The organism is Sphingopyxis sp. LK2115, from assembly GCF_014595975.1.
GTDB lineage: Bacteria > Pseudomonadota > Alphaproteobacteria > Sphingomonadales > Sphingomonadaceae > Sphingopyxis.
In genome coordinates, this window is sequence record NZ_JABWGQ010000008.1 from 1 (window position 1) to 18,322 (window position 18,322).

General features: G+C 63.7%; 14 protein-coding genes. 10 read left to right on the top strand and 4 right to left on the bottom strand.

Going from position 1 to position 18,322, the window contains the following annotated elements:
• Window positions 1–860, top strand: an 860-nt coding sequence (locus tag HUW43_RS01270) for a biotin/lipoyl-containing protein (protein WP_223181182.1), incomplete at its 5' end; no start/stop codon positions are given.
• Window positions 861–905: 45 nt separating this feature from the next.
• The gene (locus HUW43_RS01275; RefSeq protein ID WP_317450801.1) at window positions 906–1,253 is read left to right on the top strand and encodes a tRNA-binding protein; all 348 of its coding nucleotides are present in this window, start codon (window positions 906–908) and stop codon (window positions 1,251–1,253) included.
• 162 nt (window positions 1,254–1,415) lie between these two features.
• Here HUW43_RS01275 and HUW43_RS01280 read toward each other — a convergent pair whose 3' ends face one another.
• Window positions 1,416–2,183, bottom strand: coding sequence for a cyclase family protein (locus HUW43_RS01280; RefSeq protein WP_188235738.1), 768 nt, complete (start codon window positions 2,181–2,183; stop codon window positions 1,416–1,418).
• A 104-nt stretch (window positions 2,184–2,287) separates the two neighbouring features.
• Between HUW43_RS01280 and HUW43_RS01285 the strand changes: the two genes are divergently transcribed.
• Window positions 2,288–3,931: an MFS transporter gene (locus HUW43_RS01285; protein ID WP_188235739.1), complete on the top strand. Its 1,644-nt coding sequence runs from the start codon at window positions 2,288–2,290 to the stop codon at window positions 3,929–3,931.
• Between the two features lie 45 nt (window positions 3,932–3,976).
• Window positions 3,977–5,023 (top strand): alanine racemase, encoded by a 1,047-nt coding sequence (locus HUW43_RS01290; RefSeq protein WP_188235740.1) that lies wholly within the window; start codon window positions 3,977–3,979, stop codon window positions 5,021–5,023.
• Window positions 5,024–5,134: 111 nt separating this feature from the next.
• Here the strand turns inward: HUW43_RS01290 and HUW43_RS01295 are convergent, their stop codons facing one another.
• The gene (locus HUW43_RS01295; protein WP_188235741.1) at window positions 5,135–8,299 is read right to left on the bottom strand and encodes a TonB-dependent receptor domain-containing protein; all 3,165 of its coding nucleotides are present in this window, start codon (window positions 8,297–8,299) and stop codon (window positions 5,135–5,137) included.
• 522 nt (window positions 8,300–8,821) lie between these two features.
• On the opposite strand from HUW43_RS01295, the gene phaR reads away from it, so the two are divergent.
• The 3 genes from phaR to HUW43_RS01310 all read left to right on the top strand — a co-directional run bounded on the left by phaR (window position 8,822) and on the right by HUW43_RS01310 (window position 13,471).
• A complete protein-coding gene (phaR, locus tag HUW43_RS01300) occupies window positions 8,822–9,355 on the top strand; it encodes a polyhydroxyalkanoate synthesis repressor PhaR (protein ID WP_188235742.1) in 534 nt (177 codons plus the stop codon).
• 40 nt (window positions 9,356–9,395) lie between these two features.
• Window positions 9,396–10,922, top strand: a complete 1,527-nt coding sequence (locus HUW43_RS01305) for an aminoacyl--tRNA ligase-related protein (protein ID WP_188235743.1) — start codon at window positions 9,396–9,398, stop codon at window positions 10,920–10,922.
• 167 nt (window positions 10,923–11,089) lie between these two features.
• Window positions 11,090–13,471 carry a ribonuclease R family protein gene (locus HUW43_RS01310; protein WP_188235744.1) on the top strand — a complete coding sequence of 794 codons (2,382 nt, stop codon included), beginning with the start codon at window positions 11,090–11,092 and terminating at the stop codon, window positions 13,469–13,471.
• A gap of 96 nt (window positions 13,472–13,567) precedes the next feature.
• On the opposite strand, the gene HUW43_RS01315 is transcribed toward HUW43_RS01310, so the two are convergent.
• Window positions 13,568–14,350, bottom strand: a complete 783-nt coding sequence (locus HUW43_RS01315; protein ID WP_188235745.1) for a helix-turn-helix domain-containing protein — start codon at window positions 14,348–14,350, stop codon at window positions 13,568–13,570.
• Window positions 14,351–14,468: 118 nt separating this feature from the next.
• Between HUW43_RS01315 and HUW43_RS01320 the strand changes: the two genes are divergently transcribed.
• Window positions 14,469–14,861 carry a hypothetical protein gene (locus HUW43_RS01320; protein WP_188235746.1) on the top strand — a complete coding sequence of 131 codons (393 nt, stop codon included), beginning with the start codon at window positions 14,469–14,471 and terminating at the stop codon, window positions 14,859–14,861.
• A 7-nt stretch (window positions 14,862–14,868) separates the two neighbouring features.
• Here HUW43_RS01320 and HUW43_RS01325 read toward each other — a convergent pair whose 3' ends face one another.
• Window positions 14,869–15,324 (bottom strand): universal stress protein, encoded by a 456-nt coding sequence (locus HUW43_RS01325; RefSeq protein WP_188235747.1) that lies wholly within the window; start codon window positions 15,322–15,324, stop codon window positions 14,869–14,871.
• 156 nt (window positions 15,325–15,480) lie between these two features.
• On the opposite strand from HUW43_RS01325, the gene HUW43_RS01330 reads away from it, so the two are divergent.
• Complete coding sequence (locus HUW43_RS01330) at window positions 15,481–16,809, top strand: pyruvate dehydrogenase complex dihydrolipoamide acetyltransferase (RefSeq protein WP_188235748.1); 1,329 nt, start codon at window positions 15,481–15,483, stop codon at window positions 16,807–16,809.
• Window positions 16,810–16,870: 61 nt separating this feature from the next.
• Entirely contained in the window at window positions 16,871–18,268 is a 1,398-nt protein-coding gene (lpdA, locus tag HUW43_RS01335; protein WP_188235749.1) for a dihydrolipoyl dehydrogenase, read from the top strand.
• Window positions 18,269–18,322 lie beyond the last annotated feature (54 nt).

The following is an 18,322-nucleotide window of genomic DNA, read 5'->3' on the forward strand; positions in this document are numbered from 1 at the left end:
CCGGGGTCGAGGAGGGCGGCGAGGTGTCGATCTTCTATGACCCGATGATCGCCAAGCTGGTGACGTGGGGCAAGACCCGCGACGAGGCGGCCGATTTGCAGGTCGCGGCGCTCGACCGTTTCGAGATCGAGGGGCTGGGCCACAATATCGATTTCCTGTCGGCGATCATGCAGCATCCGCGCTTTCGTTCGGGCGAGCTCACGACCGGTTTCATCGCCGAGGAATATCCCGAAGGCTTCCACGGCGCCGACGCGGACGAGGATGTGACGCGCGCACTCGCCGCAATCGCCGGCTTCATGGCGTCGGCGGAGGCCGACCGCGCCCGCCGCACCGACGGCCAACTCGGCGACCGACTGGATCCGCCCGCCAAATGGCAGGTGACGGTCGGCGGCAGGGACCACAAGGTGAAGGTTGGCCGCAAGCATATCAAGGTCGATGGCGACAAGCTTGACATCGCGCTCGAATATACGCCCGGTGACCGGCTGGTGGTGGCGGAGATCGACGACGGCGAACTGGCCGTGAAGGTCGCCAGAACACGCACCGGCTGGACGATGACGACGCGCGGGCGCATTCACGACGTCCGCGTCCTGCCGTGGCATGTTGCGCCGCTGACCCGGCATATGATCGAGAAAATCCCGCCCGATCTGTCGAAATATCTCATCTGTCCGATGCCGGGACTTCTGGTGGCGCTGCACGTCGGCGAAGGTGACAAGGTCGAGGCGGGCCAGCCGCTTGCGACGGTCGAGGCGATGAAGATGGAAAATATCCTGCGCGCCGAGAAGGCGGGCGTGGTGAAAAGCGTCAACGCGGCGCAGGGCGACAGCCTGGCTGTCGATGCGGTGATTCTGGAGATGGAGTAATTCCCCGGCCCGGTTGCACCGAGATTGTCGCGGCATCGCAGTTTCTTGTTCCCCGCGCTGAAGCAAGGAACAGCCATTTTCCTGCGCGTCGACATCCGTATCGGCACCATTGTCGAAGCGGGCGCTTTTCCCGAAGCACGCAAGCCCGCGTTCAAACTGAAGTTCGACTTTGGCCCCGTGATCGGCGTGAAGAAAAGCAGCGCGCAGATCGTCGATCGTTACACGCTGGACGAACTGGTCGGGCGGCAGGTCGCGGCGGTGGTCAACTTCCCTCCGCGCCAGATTGGCACGTTCCGGTCCGACGTGCTGACCCCGGGGTTCGCCGATGAAGACGGTGCGGTCATCCTTTTTGCGCCCGACCGCGCGGTCCCGAACGGGTCGCGGCTGTTCTGACCATGTCAGCGATGAACCGGGAAGGGCGTTCCGGTAAGCCGTCGTCCCCGGCAGGTGGCACCGGCCGCCGGCGTTATTCTGGGCTGCCTCGCTGCGTAAGCCGTCAGCGGCGCCCGCTTGCACAGGGTGTCGGCTGGTTCCGGTCGTTAAAGGCCGTCCGGTTCAGCCATCCACCAACGCCACGGCTCTGATCCATCCCGCGCTCGCGCGCTCGATCTTCACCGGAAAGCAACTGACGGTGAAACCCGTCGCGGGGATCGCCGACAGGTTTGTCAGCTTTTCAATCTGGTAATAGGGCCGGATGCGTCCCGCCTTATGCCCTTCCCAGATGATCGACGGGTCGCGCGTTTCGGCCCAGCGCCGCGCGGTATGGCTGAACGGCGCGTCCCAGCTCCACGCGTCGGTGCCGACGACCTGCACGCCGCGCTCGGTCAGATACAAGGTTGCTTCGGCGCCCATGCCGCATCCCTGATCGGTGAAATTGTCGGTTCCATAGACCGCGCCCGACTGGACGAGCACGATGTCGAGCGGTTGCAGGTCGTGGCCGATGCGCGCGAGTTCGGCCTCGACCTCGGCACTGCTCACGACATGGCCGTGCGGACGATCCGAAAAGTCGAGCTTCACGCCTGGACGGAAAAAGAGGTCGAGCGGGGCTTCGTCGATCGACGGGGCAGGGGAGGCGCCGCTATCGGTCGTCGAATGATAATGCCACGGTGCGTCCATGTGCGTGCCGTTGTGCGTGCTTAGCGACAGCATCTCGACCGCCCAGCCTTCGCCATCGGGCAGGTCATCGCGCGTCAGGCCGGGAAAGAACATCGCGATCTGTTCCCATGTATGTTCGTGGGTCATATAGCTGATCTGCGGGCGCATCACCGGCGGGTCGGAGACGACATCGTTGGTGATCGGGATGGACAGGTCGATGAATTGCATGAAAGGCATCCTGCCACCGGAACGGCGCGACGCCAAGAAGGCTTGCGCAGCGTCCGCCGCCCGTTAGAGATGGCGCAAAGCCCGCAAGGGGCAGGGGAGAGCATATGACCGACGCAGTTGCCGTCGCCAATCATGGCGCGGCCTATCAGCCGACGCAAAAGGAAATCCGCATGGTCATCGCCGCGTCGTCGGCGGGGACGGTGTTCGAATGGTATGATTTTTTCATTTACGGCACGCTCGCGGCGATTATCGGCAGGGCTTTTTTCCCCAGCGACAATGCGACGCTTGAAACCCTGCTCGTCTGGGCAGGGTTCGCCGTCGGCTTCGGTTTCCGGCCATTGGGTGCGGTGCTTTTCGGCTTCCTTGGCGACCGGCTGGGGCGTAAATATACCTTTCTCGTCACCGTCACCCTGATGGGCATCGCCACCGCGGGGGTCGGCATGATTCCGTCGGCGGCAACGATCGGCATCGCGGCGCCGATCATCGTCATCCTGCTGCGGATATTGCAGGGTCTGGCGCTCGGCGGCGAATATGGCGGTGCGGCGATCTATGTCGCCGAACATTCGCCGCCCGGAAAGCGCGGCTTCTATACCAGCTTCATCCAGGCGAGCGTCGTCGGCGGATTCGTGCTCAGCCTGGTCGTCGTGCTCGGCTGCAAGGCGATGATGCCCGACGCGGTTTGGGAAAGCTGGGGGTGGCGCGTGCCTTTTCTGCTGTCGCTGATCCTGCTCGGTATTTCGTTGTGGATGCGGCTCAAGCTGTCGGAAAGCCCGGTGTTCCAGGCGATGAAGGCAGAAGGTGAGATCGCCAGCAATCCGCTGAAGGAGAGCTTCACCTATCCGGGCAATCCGCGGCGCATCTTCATCGCGCTGTTCGGCATTGCCGCCGGGCTGACGGTGATCTGGTACACCGCGATGTTCTCCGGCCTCTCCTTCCTCAAAGGCCCGATGAAGGTCGAGGATACCGCCGCCGAAATCATCGTCGGGGCCGCGGCAGCGATCGGCATGGGATTTTTTATCTGGGCAGGGCGTCTGTCCGACCGCATCGGGCGCAAGAAGCCGATCGTCTGGGGTTATGGCGCGACGCTGCTGCTGCTGTTCCCGCTGTTCTGGTGGATGGGGAGCGTCGGCAATCCCGCGCTGACCGCCGCGGCGGCAAGGGCGCCGGTCGTCGTCACCGGTTCGCAGTGCAGCTTTGATCCTTTCGCGCAGAGCCAGGCCACGGCGTGCGGGCGAACGCTGGGCGAACTGACGAAACTTGGCGTGCCCTATGCGGTGGTCGAGACGCCGGGCGGCCTCGACAGTGTCGCCGTCCGCATCGGCGGCCGCGAAGTCGCGGGGGAGGATCCCGCGCTGCTCCGGCCCGCGCTCGAGGCGATGGGTTATGATTTTGCGAAGCAGGTTCCGGACCCCGGCGGGATTGCGATCATCTTCCTCGCGCTGCTCGGCCTCAGCGCGCTGTCGGGCTTCACCTATGGCCCCGTCGCGGCGCTGTTGTCCGAAATGTTCCCGCCGCATGTCCGCTATTCGTCGCTGTCGATTCCCTATCATATCGGGACCGGCTATTTTGGCGGATTTCTGCCGCTGATCGCCAGCTTCATCATTGCCAAGACGGGCAATGCCTACGCCGGGCTCTGGTATACCTGGGTCGTCGTGCTTGGGGCGTTTCTGATCACGGCCTTCATGCTCAAGGATCCCGTCGCGGGGCAGTGGGACCGGGCAAGGCATGGGGGGGCGTCCGCGAACTGACGCGCCCCATTGGCGCGGCGCCCGAAGCCGTATAGGGGCGGGGGGATGATCGCCATCGCTCCGCCGCTCCGCCTCCGTCTCGATTCCGCCGCGCTGGTCGCCAACTGGCGCTGGCTTGCCGCGAAAAGCGGCGCGGCGGCGTGCGGCGCGGCGATCAAGGCTGACGGATATGGACTCGGCGCGCGCGCGGTGATGGCGCGGCTCGCCGTCGCGGGTTGCCGCGACTTCTTTGTCGCGACCTGGGCCGAGGCCGCGGCGCTGATGCCGCTGCCCCAGGGTGTTTCGCTGTCGGTGCTCCACGGCGTCGGGGCGGACGATATGGTGGCGGCGCGGCTGCTCCCCGCGCGGCCCGTGCTGAACAGCGTCGAACAGGTGCAGCGCTGGCGCGAAGCGGGGGAGGGGCAGCCGTGCGACGTGATGGTCGATACGGGCATGAATCGCCTTGGTCTGCGCATCGAAGAAGCGTTGAGCGGCGCGCTCGACGGGCTGGCCATTGACACATTGCTGAGCCATCTCGCTTCGGCGGATGAGGATAGCGAGCAGAATGCGAGACAAGTCGCGACCTTCCGCGCCGTTCGCGCGCGCGTTACGGCGCGGCGCTACAGCCTTGCGAACAGCGCGGGTATCTGTCTTGGCGTCGATTATGCCTTCGACCTGACGCGTCCCGGTATCGCCCTTTATGGCGGCACGCCGCGCGAGGAAGCGCGGGGTCATATCGGGCAAGTCGTCTATCCCGAAGCGCGCGTGCTGCAACTGCGCGACGTTCGGGCGGGCGAAAGCGTCGGCTATGGTGCGACATGGCGCGCGGCGCGCGATACGCGCGTCGCGATCGCCAACATGGGCTATGCCGACGGCTATCTGCGCTGCCACGCGGGTTCGGGCGGTGCAACATGGCACGGCCGCGCGTTGCCGCTGATCGGGCGGGTGTCGATGGATTTGACCGCCTTTGACGCGAGCGGCGCAGAAGGGTTGCGCGAAGGCGACTGGCTGGCAATCGATTACGACCTGCCCACGCTCGCGGTCGGCACCGGCTTGTCGCAATATGAACTTCTAACCGGACTGGGAACCAGGTTCGGGCGTCTTATGTGCTGAACATCGACCTGCGCAACCTGCATCCATTCGTCGTCGCATTGAAATCGTGAAGCAAAGAAAAAGCCGCCTTCCCGAAGGAAGGCGGCGAGTTCTTGTCCAATTTCCAAACTATTACCAGCTCGCTTTGATACCGGCGTAGAAGTAACGACCAAAGCTATCATAAGGATCGCCGGCCGCAGTGCCGAGAAGTCCCAGCGGCGGTTGTTTGTCGAACACATTGTCGATGCCGACGTAGAAGTTGAACTTCTTGTCCACTTCCAGATTCGCCCGGAAATTGTGATACAGGGCATCGGGATAATATATCTGTGGAAACTGGTCAGCATTCTGCGGCGGAAGGGTCACGATGTCTCCGGGCGTGCAGGTGCCGCCGCCGGGGATGGTCCCGGTGGACGGGCACGGCCCCTTATAGGAGTTTTGTGCCTCCCACGTCCCGATCGTTTGCTTGCCGATATAACGCAAAGACCAGCTCAGATCGAGATCGCCGAAATCATAGTTGATACTGGCATTGGCTGCCCAGCGCGGGTCGCCAAGTTCGCTCATCTGACGGTTGGGGTTGTTGGGATTCAACGGATCGGTGAAGTTGTCGAGCCGCAGCAGATGGGTAGCGATGGCACGCAGCGACAGGCGATGCCCGTTATCGAACGTCCGGCGATAGGCCATGTCGAAGTCGATGCCTTCGGTCTTTTGCGCCGCAAAGTTGACGCCACCCGAAATCACCGCTCCAGCGGTCTGATCAAACAGGCCGGTTGCCGGATCGCGATTGATCGTCGCACAGAACTGGTTGTTGATCCCGTTTGGACTGTCGTAGCACAGGTTGATGATCGTTTGCGCCGTCAGCGTCGCGATCAGGCTCTTCACCTTGATCTTGTAATAATCGACCGTGAAGTTGAAACCGGGCAGGAAGCTTGGTTCGAACACGGCCCCGATCGTCAGGCTCTTGCCGATTTCATTCTGCAAGGTCGGGTTGCCACCCTGCTGAAAGCTGGTCGACGACGTGCGCGCCGTGCAGTTCACCCAGGGCGAACCGACGGGGTTGTTGAACGCCGTCGAGGAACAGGCGGCCTCCACAGCAGGCGTTACGGTAGCCGGCACACCCGCAGCCGCGCAGTTCGCGGTACGATTGGGGCCGTTGCCGATATTCTGGCTGTCGCACGGGTCGGCGATTTGCGCAAAGTTCTGGCTGAGCGGCGAAAACAGGTCCGATTGCGTGGGTGTGCGAACCGATTTCGCATAGGCCGCGCGGAAGCGAACGTCTGCGATCGGCGCGTAGAGACCCTGGACGTTATAGGCCCAAACCGTACCAGCCGATGTGTTGTAGTCGGAAACGCGAGCCGCCGCACTGACGGTAAGTTCCTTTGCCAGGGGTGCGTCGGCGAGCAGCGGGATGCTGATTTCGCCAAACGCTTCCTTCACCGTCAGCTTGGGCGGCGTGAACGGCTGGATGGCATTGAGGAACGTGCCGCCGCTGGCGGTCAGCTCGTCAAATGCCGATGAGGCGGTCTCCTCGCGATATTCGGCACCCAACGCGAACCCGACCGGACCGCCGGGCAATTCGAACAATTGCGACAGGTCGCCGCCGATGCTGGCCAAGGCCACGAACTCTTCGGCCTTTTCCTTGCGGATGGCCGTCGTGTTGACGAAATCGAGCGCAGCCTGGCTCGGCGCGCCGAAACCGAACACGTTGATCGGCACGCAATCGGGACGATCGTTGGTGGTGCTTGCATCGGCATTAACGCGGCAGACTATCTGCCCCTGTGCGTTGCGCGTCGCATCAAGCGCCAGAAGGAAGCCATCCGGATTGCCGTTGAGGTCAAACAGTTTGAGATTGTTCAGAGACCGCATCTTGGTCTCTAGACGGCCATAGTTCAGCGAGACTTCATAATTCCAGTCGTCGTTGAACGTGCCTTCGACGCCACCCACGATACGGAAGGTGTCGCGATCGTGCAATTCGCCGCGCCCCCCGAAATCGACGTTGAACCGCGACATGGCAAAGGCCCGCGAATCCGGCGTCGCGTTGCAAACACCAAAGCTGCGAAGTGTGTTGAACGCCTGCGAGGTCAGGAAGGGGTTGTCACAGCGCAGGTTGACCCCGCCACCGAAGAAGCCGGGAATGCTGCCCTGCCAGAAGCTTGGCTGGCCTTCCTGCACGGCGTCGACGTGGACATATTTGGCCTCGATGAACGGGCGAAACGCATCGCTGACGTCATAATGCGCGAGCAGATTGATCGCATAACGCTTCAATCCGGCCGCCAGCTGCCCGGTGTTGCGCAGAGTCGATCCCTGGCCGCCCTGCTGATTGCCCGATCCGAAGGGTGAGAAGGCACGGTCAGGAGTATCGATGAAAATATTCCCGTCAGGACCGAAGCGCAGATAGCGGCGCGTAGCGCTGGAGGCCGGGTCAATTGCACCAATCGTACCGCCATCGCTGATCGACGCGTTGTTGATGCCGCACAGGAAGGTATTGTCCGGAATGCCGTCGCCTGCAGCCGGCTCGCCCGTCGTGACGTCGGTCAGCTGGAACTGGCACCGCCCCGAATAAGCGCCCGTCAATTTGTCGCGATCGGTAAAATAGAGCGCGTCCGATTCGGCATATTCCGCAGAGACGGCGACATTGCCGCGGCCATCGGCAAAATTGCGGCCGAAAGTTCCGCTGATAAAGACGTTGCCGCGGTCGCCGCGCGATGAGATACCGCCCTGAGCGCGCAGATTGATTCCTTCAAAGTCCCTCTTGGTGATAAAGTTGACAACGCCGGCGACGGCGTCGGAGCCGTAAATCGCCGAATTGCCGCCGGTGACAATATCCACCCTTTCCAACAGGTCTACGGGAATGGTGTTCACGTCAACCAGGTAGCTGCCAGGGAGCGCAGTAATGTGCCGCTTGCCATTCACCAGCACCAATGTGCGGGCGGTGCCGAGACCACGAAGATCGAGGATATTGAGACCGGCGGTGCCGATAAAACGGGTCGAGTTTCCTTGGCTGAACGTGGAGCGGAGCGAGGGCAGGTCGTTGAGCGTATCACCAAGCGACACATCGCCAGTGTCCGTCAGTTCATCGACCGAAACAGACGTGAGCGGAACGGAGGATTCGAGCGTCGGCCGGGCGATACGCGAGCCGGTGACAACGATCGAGCGGTCACTGTTTTCGTCGGCATCACACACCCCATTTTCATTCGCATCGACGCAGCCTTCGGCCGTGTCCTGCGCAAAAACGGGCTGGCTGACAGATATGGCTACTGCAAAGGCAGCAGCACCCATAAGCAGGTGCGACTTTGTCATTGAATAACTCCCCGGTTGGCCCGTTCGAAATCAGAGAGGAACGGATTGCCTCTCAGAAAGACCGAAAATGCCCTAGGCACAAGCCCTTCATGGCAGTTTTGTGTCGCAACGTCGTGAACTCAGAACATCTGTGACATTTGCGCAACAGTGTCGCAACCATCCAGCGCGAGACGGCGGATAATATGGTTAGCCGGTGACGACAGGAATGCACATCATAACCGGTTCATATGAGAAAATATTACGTATGTATGGTTACTGATGTAACTATATTGCATCGAAGGTTGTGATGCGCGGCTTGGCATCGCTGAAGCAAACACCGAAAGCCGCCGCCCTGTCGGCGCCTTGGGACTCTGTCTCTGCATCGTGCCGCGACCGCGATCTTTGCAAAAGGACGCGCGCATCGAGTCGCCGAAATCATCCGCGCCGCATGTTGCGACGCATCATCATTTGGTGCTAACGCCCAGACTTGTCCGGAACGGCGCGGCTGCCACGAAACCGGGATGTGCAGGAGCTGGGATCATCATGGCGAAGTCCAAGGGGACGGCCGACGACGATGTCGTCACGATCAAGAAATATGCCAATCGGCGGCTCTATGACACCGAGCGCAGTTGCTACATCACGCTCGACGATCTCGGCACGATGGTTCGCGACGGGCGCGAGTTCCGCGTCGTCGATGCCAAGAGCGGCGAGGACATCACGCACAATGTGCTGACGCAGATCATCATGGACACCGAAACGCGCGGTGAAACATTGCTGCCTGTGTCGTTCCTGCGTCAGCTGATCGGCATGTACGGCGACAAGATGCAGGCGATGGTACCGCAATATCTGGAAGCGTCGATGGCGGCTTTCCGCAAGAATCAGCAGGATGTCCGCGCGGCGTTCGAAGGGGCGTTGGGCGCCAGCCCGCTTGCCGAGCTGACCCGACGAAACATGGAAATCTTTCAGCAGGCCGCGGGCGCGTTCCTTCCGGGAGCGAGCAAGGCAAAGGACGCCGAGATTGCGGCGCTGAAGGCCGAGATCGCCGAACTCAAGGCCGAACTGGCCGAGAAGAAATAAGCGCCGCGCCATTCCGCGCCCGAGTATAGAAACAGGACCGATGATCAAACATGCGCTCAGCGTAACCCGTCAGGCCGACTTTGCGGCCTGGTATCAGGACGTGATTGCCGAAGCCGACCTTGCCGAGGAATCGGGCGTGCGCGGCTGCATGGTCATCAAGCCGTGGGGCTATGGCATCTGGGAACGCATCCAGACGTTGATGGATGCAAGCATCAAGGACGCGGGCGTTCAGAACGCCTATTTCCCGCTGTTCATTCCCTTGAGCTTCTTTGAGAAAGAAGCCGATCATGTCGATGGTTTTGCAAAGGAAATGGCCGTTGTCACCCATCATCGGCTGATCGCCGACGGCAAGGGGCGGCTTGTTCCCGATCCGGACGCGAGGCTGGAAGAGCCGCTGATCGTCCGTCCGACTTCGGAAACCGTCATCGGCTCGGCGATGAACCGCTGGGTGCAGAGCTGGCGCGACCTGCCGCTGAAGGTCAACCAGTGGGCCAATGTCGTGCGCTGGGAAATGCGCACGCGCATGTTCCTGCGGACGAGCGAATTTCTGTGGCAGGAGGGCCATACTGCGCACGCCGACAGGGACGACGCCATGGCCGAGACGCTGCGCGCGCTCGGAATGTACCGCGCCTTTGCCGAGGATGTGCTGGCGATGCCCGTGATTGCCGGTGAAAAGCCAGAGAATGAACGCTTTCCCGGCGCGGTCGCGACCTATTCGATCGAAGCGATGATGCAGGACGGCAAGGCGCTCCAGGCCGGCACGTCGCATTATCTTGGCACCGGCTTCGCCGAAGCGGCGAACATTCGTTACCAGGACAGGGACGGCGGCCACAGCCTGTGTCATACGACGAGCTGGGGCACGTCGACGCGAATGATCGGCGGCGTCATCATGACGCATGGCGACGACGATGGCCTGCGTTGCCCGCCGCGCATCGCGCCGTTCCAGATCGTCATCGTCCCGATGCTGCGCGACACTGACGATGACTCGGCAATCCTCGATTATTGCCGCGACCTGGAAGCGCGGCTCAAGGCGCTCGATGCCTTCCGCGAGCCGGTGCGCGTGCTGCTCGACACCGGCGCGAACAAGGCGCAGACGAAACGCTGGGGCTGGGTCAAGAAGGGCGCGCCGATCATCGTCGAGGTCGGCCCGCGCGATGTTGCGGGCGGCAATGTCGCGGTGATCCGCCGCGATCGCCTGTATCAGGACAGCGGGAAGCTCAATTCGGCCTTCATCCCGAAAGATGCGTTCATCGGCGACGCGGCCGCAATGCTCGAGGATATTCAGGCCGGGCTATACGCCGAAGCCAAGGCGCGGCTCGACGCGAATATCCGCCGCGATGTCACCGACCTTGCCGACCATTACGGCGGCGACGACAAGTTCGTCGGCTGGGTCGAGGTGCAGTGGTCGCGCCCGACCGGCGAAAAGCTTGAAAGGATCGTCGAGCAGTTGAAGGCGCTCAAGCTGACGATGCGCAACACCCCGCTCGACGCCGCGCCCGCCGACGGCGCCTGCTTCTTTACCGGCGAACCCGCGGTCGAGCGGGTGCTCATCGGGCGGACCTATTGATATTGTTCACGCCGAGGCGCGGAGGCGCGGAGATGAGCGCGAGCGCCGAGGCGCCCGATAATCGATCGACCGGCGCGACATGGCGCGGCAAAGAGAAGGCTGTTTCCCGGCCGATGCGGCCTCTTCGCGCTCCCGCGCCTCCGCGTGAACCAGACAGGCGACGCTAGATGAAAAAGCCCAAGCCGCAGCCCGGCCTTCCCTCGCGCGACCAGATATTGCGCTTTATCGAGGACAGTCCCGGCGCGATCGGGAAGCGCGAGATTGCCAAGCATTTCGGGCTACGGGGCGCCGACAAGATCGCGCTCAAAGCCTTGCTCAAGGACATGACCGACGAAGGGCTTGTCGACATGGCGCCCGGGCGGGCGTTCCACAAGCATGGCGGCCTGCCGCGTGTCACCGTGCTGCGCGTCGCGGCGGTCGAGGGCGATGCCGTCTGGGCGGTGCCCGATCGCTGGGAGGGCGCCGGGGCGCCGCCGCGGCTGCGCGTGATGGAGAAGGGGCGGCGCGGCGCGCTGGGGATCGGCGACCGCATCCTTGCGCGGACCGAGGAGCGCGGCAGCGGCCATGTCGCGCACGCGATGAAAACATTGCAGGCGGGGGGAGAGACGATCATCGGCGTGCTCGTCTCCGACACCGGCCCCGGCGGCAAGCCGATGATCTGGCTGCGCCCCGCCGACAAGCGCGCGCGTTTCGACTTCGCGGTGTCGGACATGGGCGATGCGGCGATCGGCGACCTTGTCCGTGCCGAACTGTCGGGGGGCGGCCCGGCGACGAAGGCGCGCGTGATCGACCGAATCGGCGATCCCTTCGCGCCGCGCTCGCTCAGCATGATCGCGATCGCAAAGCATGAAATCCCGCACATATTTGGTGACGAGGTCATCGACGAGGCCGAGCGCGCGGCGAAACTGCCGCTGACCCCCGACGGACGCGAGGACCTGCGCGACCTGCCAATCGTCGCGATCGACCCCGTCGACGCGCGCGACCATGACGATGCCGTCTGGGCGATCCCCGACGATAACCCCGGCAACAAGGGTGGTTTCCGCGCCATCGTCGCAATCGCCGACGTCAGTTTTTACGTCCGTCCCGGCGGCGCGCTCGACCGCGAGGCGCGGCGGCGCGGCAACAGCGTCTATTTCCCCGACCAGGTCGTCCCGATGCTGCCCGAGACGCTCTCGGCCGGTGTCTGCTCGCTGAAAGCGGGTGAGGACCGCGCCGCAATGGCATGCCATCTCGTCATCGACAGGCACGGCAAGGTGACGTCATGGCGCTTCGCGCGCGCGCTGGTGCGGCTGCGCGCGAACATCGCTTATGAGGATGCGCAGGCGATGATCGACACGGGCAAGCTCCTCCCCTTCGAGCGAAGGGGTGGGGTGGGGGCTCCCGACAACGCGCCGCGTCGCACCGATAGCGTCCACCCCCCGACCCCCTTCCCTGGAGGAGAAGGGGAGATTTTGTCCGCGCTCCAGAACCTGTGGGCCTGCTGGAAACTGCTCGCCAAGGCGCGCGCGGCGCGGGCGCCGCTCGACCTCGATCTGCCCGAACGGCAGGTCATCCTCGACGAGCAGGGCGGCATCGCCGAAATCCGCGTGCGCGAACGGCTCGACGCGCACCGGCTGATCGAGGATTATATGATCGCGGCAAACGTCGCGGCGGCGAAGGCGCTGGAGGCGAAAAAATCGCCCGTGATGTACCGCATCCACGAACCGCCGAGCCGCGACAAGCTCGTCAGCCTGAAGGATTATCTGGAGACGTTCGATCAGCGTTTTGCCCTGGGGCAGGTCATCACGCCCGCGGTGTTCAACCGCCTGATCGACGGATTTGCGGGCGACGACCGCCTGCCGGAAATCATGGAGGCTATCCTGCGCAGCCAGACGCAGGCCTATTATGGCCCCGCCAATTCGGGGCATTTCGGACTCGCGCTCGGTTCCTACGCGCATTTCACTTCGCCGATCCGCCGCTACGCCGACCTCATCGTCCACCGCGCACTGGTCGACAGTTACCGCCTGGAAGCGCCGGGCAAGCCCAAGGGACTGCCTGCGAAAACCGGGTTGGGAGAGGCCGACGCCAAGGGGTTTTCGCGCATCGGCGAGGCGATCAGTGCGCTCGAACGCCGCGCGATGGAGGCCGAGCGCGAGACGGTCGATCGCTATGTCGCGGCATATCTGGCGGGCAAGGTGGGGGAAGTTGTCGCGGCGCGCATCACGGGGGTGCAGCCGTTCGGCTTTTTCGCAACCGTCGATGGTTTGGGCGGCGACGGGCTGGTGCCGGTATCGACCTTGGGCAGCGAGCGATTCTTTTACGACGAGGCGGCGCGGACGCTTGACAGCGAACATGGCCGCGTCAGCTATAGCGTTGGCCAGCGGCTCGAACTCAGGCTGATGGATGCCAATCCGGTAAGTGGCGCACTGCGCTTTGCACTGCCCGACGCGCCCGACGAAGGTTTCCGCAATCGGCCGCCGCGACGTGACGGGGTGAAGAAGGCGGGCAAGCATATGGTCGGCAAGCGCGGGCGACCGACGAACATCAAGCATAAGGGCAAGCGTCGCTGATCCACCCCGTCGGCATGCCCGCGAAAGCGCGAATCCAGAGCGGGCGTCGGCTGATCCCTTGCTGGTTTCCCGCTTTGGCGAAAATGAAGATATGGTCTACTGTCCGGCCATTTCCCGCAACAGCGCCGCGCTTTCCGCATCCGCCGGGAAAAAGGCCTCGATCGCCAGTTCGGACAGGGTGATGTCGACCGGCGTGCCAAAGATCGTCACCGTGGATACGAACCGGATCTGCCCCAGTGGCGTGTCGAGCATCAGCGGCACCGCGATCCCGTTTGCCGCGCTGCCGTCATGTCCGTCCGCTCCGTCGCCATAGCCCGCCAGCTCGGTCCGCAACGCGACCAGCCCCGCATCGGCGCTTGCGTCGATCTGGTGATCGAGCCGTTCGAACAGGTGCGCGCGCCATTCGCCAAGATTGACGATATGTCGCGCCAGCCCGTCGGGGTGCAACGCAACGCGAAGCACGTTGACCGGCGGTTCCAGCAGGTCGGGCGCCGCGAGCCGGGTGAGCAGCGCGACCGCGCCATTGGCGGCGATCATGTTCCAGTGCCGGTCGACCGCGAGCGCGGGATATGGTTCGTGCCCTTTCAGTACATGGTCGACGATCGCCTTCATGCCCGCCATTTCGGGGCTGTCGAGATCGCGTTCGCGATAATCGGGGGCATAGCCTGCCGCCAGCAGCATCGCGTTGCGTGCGCGGTTGGGCACCTCCAGGCAATCGGCAATCCGTTGCAGCATCAATGCGCTCGGCCGCGAGCGCCCGGTCTCGATGAAGCTGAGGTGCCGGGTCGAAATCTCGGTATCGAGTGCCAGGTCCATCTGGCTCATCCGGCGTCGGATGCGCCATTCGCGAAGCTGTTCGCCGACGGGTGCGGGGGTCATGGCCTGTCTCCTTCGTAACGGCAGCTATACCTCGGCCTTCGCTTTTTCCATTACCCTGGGCGTAATCGACGCCATTCGCTTTCGGGTCCAATTGGAGCGGGTCGAAAGGAGAATCACCATGTCGATCCGCAATCTCAAAACCATTCTTGTCCTCGATGCCGTCACCTGCGCCGGGGTTTTTGCCGCAGGCCTGCTGGCCGCGGACCCCGTCGGCGCGCTGTTTGGCCTGCCCGCGCAGGTGGTTTCGATCGGCGGCTGGATATGCCTTGCCGCCGCGCTGCTGATGATCGTCGCCGCGCGTCAGGCGGTGCCGAACGCCGCGCTCGTCAAGCTGATCGCGATCGGCAACCTCGGCTGGGTTGCCGCGAGCTTTGCTGTGCTCGCAACTTTCGCGGGCCAGATGACCGGCCTCGGCATCACGGTCGTAACCGTTCAGGCGCTCGGTGTGCTCGGCTTTGCGATTCTCGAATGGAAGGGCGCTGTAGCGCCTGCCGCTGCCGTTACCGTCTGAACGCGCATCAGCTCAACGCATCGAGCCGGGCGAGGTCGATCCCGCCCGGCACCAGCATCACCGGACAGGGGAGCGTGCCCGCATCCTGTCCGGTGAAATGCGACACCAGCGGGCCGGGCGCGCCGGTGGCGGCAGTGGCCAGCACGAGCGCGGCAATCTCGTCGCTCGCGCCGATGACTTCGCGCACGACATCGACGGGCTTGCCCGATTTCACCATGATCTGGGGCGTCACGCCGGCTTCCTTGACGACCGCGTCGGCGGCGGCGGCGACCAGTTGCTCGGCATGTTCGCGCGCCTCGGCCTCGATCGTTGCCTGGACGCCGCCAAAGGCGACGAAATCCTGGGGAGGGACGATGGCGAGCACCATGACGCCGCCGCCCGTCCGCGCCGCGCGCCGCGCCGCAAAGCGCAGCGCCAGCGACGCCTCCGGGCTGTCGTCGATCACCACCAGATATGTCCGCATCGCCCCGACCCCTTGATATCCTTGGGGCGAGACTGCGTCACATTCGTATGAAACGCAAGTTTGGCCCGCTGGACCTTGACCGGCGCACGGCTTATGGCGAGGAAGAATCCGTAGCGGCAGGCGCGGCCTGCAAGACTGACAGGGACACGCCTAGACATGCCAATCGAACTCAAAATGCCCGCTCTCTCGCCGACGATGGAGGAGGGCACGCTCGCCAAATGGCTGGTGAAGGAGGGTGATGAGGTCAAGGCGGGCGACCTGATCGCCGAGATCGAGACCGACAAGGCGACGATGGAGTTCGAAGCGGTCGACGAAGGCGTGGTGAGCCAGATTCTCGTCGCCGAGGGGACCGACGGGGTGAAGGTCGGCACCGTGATCGCGGTGATTGCGGGCGAGGGAGAGGATGCGAGCGAAGCGAAGGCGACGCCCGCTCCGGCGGCCGCGCCCGCTCCGGTGGAAGCACCTTCATCTCAATCCGTTCGCGCTGAGCCTGTCGAAGCGCCCCCCGCCTCGTCTCCGGCCGAAGGGAAGAAGGACGGTCCTTCGACAAGCTCAGGGCAAAGGGAAAAAGACGAAAGGATCAAGGCCAGCCCGCTCGCCAAGCGGCTCGCCGCCGAGCGGGGCATCGACCTCAAAACCCTGACCGGCACCGGCCCTGGCGGTCGCATCGTCAAGGCCGATCTCGAAAACGCGCCCGCGGGTGCCGCTGCGCCGTCGGCAACGGCCGCGCAGGTTCCCCCAGCCGCCGCGCCTGCCGCTGCCCCGGCCCCCGTCGGCCCGATCCCCGATTTCGGCATCCCGCACGAGGATGAAAAGCTGTCGGGCATGCGCAAGACGATCGCGCGCCGCCTGACGCAGTCGATGCAGGAAGCGCCGCACATCTATCTCACCGTCGATATTCGCCTCGATGCGCTGTTGAAGCTGCGCGGCGAACTTAACGCCAGCCTTGCCGATCGCGGCGTCAAGCTCAGCGTCAACGACATGCTGATCAAGGCGCTCGCGGTGGCATTGGAGCGCGTGCCGCAGTGCAACGTCAGCTTCGGCGGCGACGTGATGCGCTTCTACAAGCGCGCCGACATTTCGGTGGCGGTCAGCATTCCGGGCGGGTTGATCACCCCGATCATCACCGACGCGGGGGCCAAGTCGTTGTCGAAAATCTCGACCGAAATGGCCGAGCTCGCGGGCCGGGCCAAGGAAGGCAAGCTGAAGCCCGAGGAGTATCAGGGCGGCACCGCCAGCATCTCCAACATGGGGATGATGGGGATCAAGCAGTTCACCGCCGTCATCAACCCGCCGCAGGCGATGATCATGGCGATCGGCGCGGGCGAGAAGCGGCCCTATGTGGTCGACGACGCGCTGGCGATCGCCACGGTCATGTCGGCGACCGGCAGCTTCGACCACCGGGCGATCGATGGCGCGGACGGGGCGCTGCTGATGAAGACGTTCAAGGAACTGGTGGAGAGCCCGCTGGGGCTGGTGGCGTAAATGCCCGTGAAGGGGCAAAGCCCCTCTCCCGCGAGGGGAGGGGCTTTTGAAGGAGCCCATAATGGCTGATACCAAATACGACCTCATCGTGCTCGGCTCGGGCCCGGGCGGCTATGTCGCGGCGATCCGTGCGGCGCAGCTCGGCATGAAAACCGCAATTGTCGAGCGCGAGAATCTGGGTGGCATCTGCCTCAACTGGGGCTGCATCCCGACCAAGGCGCTGCTGCGCTCGGCCGAAATCTATCATTATATGCAGCATGCCGGCGCCTATGGGCTGAAAGCCGCCGAGATCAGCGCCGACATCGACGCTGTGGTCAAGCGCTCGCGCGGCGTCGCAAAGCAGCTCAATCAGGGCGTCGCGCACCTGATGAAGAAGCACAAGATCAGCGTTCATATGGGCGAGGGCAAGCTGACCGCGCCGGGGAAGCTGGAGGTCAAGGGCGAGAAGGGCACCGAAGCCCTGACCGCCAGGAACATCATCGTCGCAACCGGCGCGCGCGCGCGCGACCTGCCCTTTGCGCCCGCCGACGGCAAACGCATCTGGACCTATCGTCACGCGCTTGTGCCGCCCGAAATGCCCAAGAAGCTGCTCGTCATCGGATCGGGCGCGATCGGGATCGAGTTTGCGAGCTTTTACAGCGATATGGGCGCCGAAGTTACGGTGGTCGAGATGCTCGACCGGCTTGTTCCCGTCGAGGATGCCGATATTTCGGCCTTCCTTGAAAAACAGCTCAAGAAGCAGGGCATGACGATCCATACCGGGGCCGGGGTCGAGGAGCTGAAGACAACCGCCACCGGCATTACCGCGAAGATCAAGGGCAAGGACGGCAAGACCCAAAGCGCCGAGTTCAGCCACGCGATCGTTGCGATCGGCATCGTCCCGAACACCGAGAATATCGGGCTGGAGGCGCTTGGCGTCAAAACGACGAAGGGCCATATCGACACCGACGCGATGTGCCGCACCAATGTCCCCGGCATCTGGGCGATCGGCGACGTCACCGCGCCGCCGTGGCTTGCGCACAAGGCGATGCACGAATCGATCATCGCGGTGGAGGCGATCGCGGGCAATCACCCGCACGCGATGGACGTACGCAACATTCCCGGCTGCACCTATTGCCGACCGCAGATCGCCAGCGTCGGCCTGACCGAGGCGAAGGCGAAGGAGCTGGGTTATGAGGTGAAGGTCGGCACCTTCCCCTTCATCGGCAATGGCAAGGCGATTGCGCTGGGCGAGGCGGAAGGTTTCACCAAGACCGTGTTCGATGCGAAGACCGGCGAACTGCTGGGTGCGCACATGATCGGCGCCGAGGTCACCGAGCTGATCCAGGGCTATACCATCGGCAAGACCGCCGAACTGGTCGAGGATGACTTCATCGGCACCGTCTTTCCGCATCCGACGCTCAGCGAAACGATGCACGAAGGGGTGCTCGCGGCGTTCGGGCGGCCGCTGCATATCTGAGCGTCGTGCGCGTCCGCAATTTTTCCGCTGTCCTAATCGGTTCGCCTTTGCCAT

Bases quoted from the DNA above. Each gene is read 5' to 3' on its own strand.
- HUW43_RS01280 (WP_188235738.1), bottom strand. From the start codon at position 2,183: ATGCAATTCATCGACCTGTCCATCCCGATCACCAACGATGTCGTCTCC.
- HUW43_RS01285 (WP_188235739.1), top strand. From the start codon at position 2,288: ATGACCGACGCAGTTGCCGTCGCCAATCATGGCGCGGCCTATCAGCCG.
- HUW43_RS01290 (WP_188235740.1), top strand. From the start codon at position 3,977: ATGATCGCCATCGCTCCGCCGCTCCGCCTCCGTCTCGATTCCGCCGCG.
- HUW43_RS01295 (WP_188235741.1), bottom strand. From the start codon at position 8,299: ATGACAAAGTCGCACCTGCTTATGGGTGCTGCTGCCTTTGCAGTAGCC.
- phaR (WP_188235742.1), top strand. From the start codon at position 8,822: ATGGCGAAGTCCAAGGGGACGGCCGACGACGATGTCGTCACGATCAAG.
- HUW43_RS01305 (WP_188235743.1), top strand. From the start codon at position 9,396: ATGATCAAACATGCGCTCAGCGTAACCCGTCAGGCCGACTTTGCGGCC.
- HUW43_RS01310 (WP_188235744.1), top strand. From the start codon at position 11,090: ATGAAAAAGCCCAAGCCGCAGCCCGGCCTTCCCTCGCGCGACCAGATA.
- HUW43_RS01315 (WP_188235745.1), bottom strand. From the start codon at position 14,350: ATGACCCCCGCACCCGTCGGCGAACAGCTTCGCGAATGGCGCATCCGA.
- HUW43_RS01320 (WP_188235746.1), top strand. From the start codon at position 14,469: ATGTCGATCCGCAATCTCAAAACCATTCTTGTCCTCGATGCCGTCACC.
- HUW43_RS01325 (WP_188235747.1), bottom strand. From the start codon at position 15,324: ATGCGGACATATCTGGTGGTGATCGACGACAGCCCGGAGGCGTCGCTG.
- HUW43_RS01330 (WP_188235748.1), top strand. From the start codon at position 15,481: ATGCCAATCGAACTCAAAATGCCCGCTCTCTCGCCGACGATGGAGGAG.
- lpdA (WP_188235749.1), top strand. From the start codon at position 16,871: ATGGCTGATACCAAATACGACCTCATCGTGCTCGGCTCGGGCCCGGGC.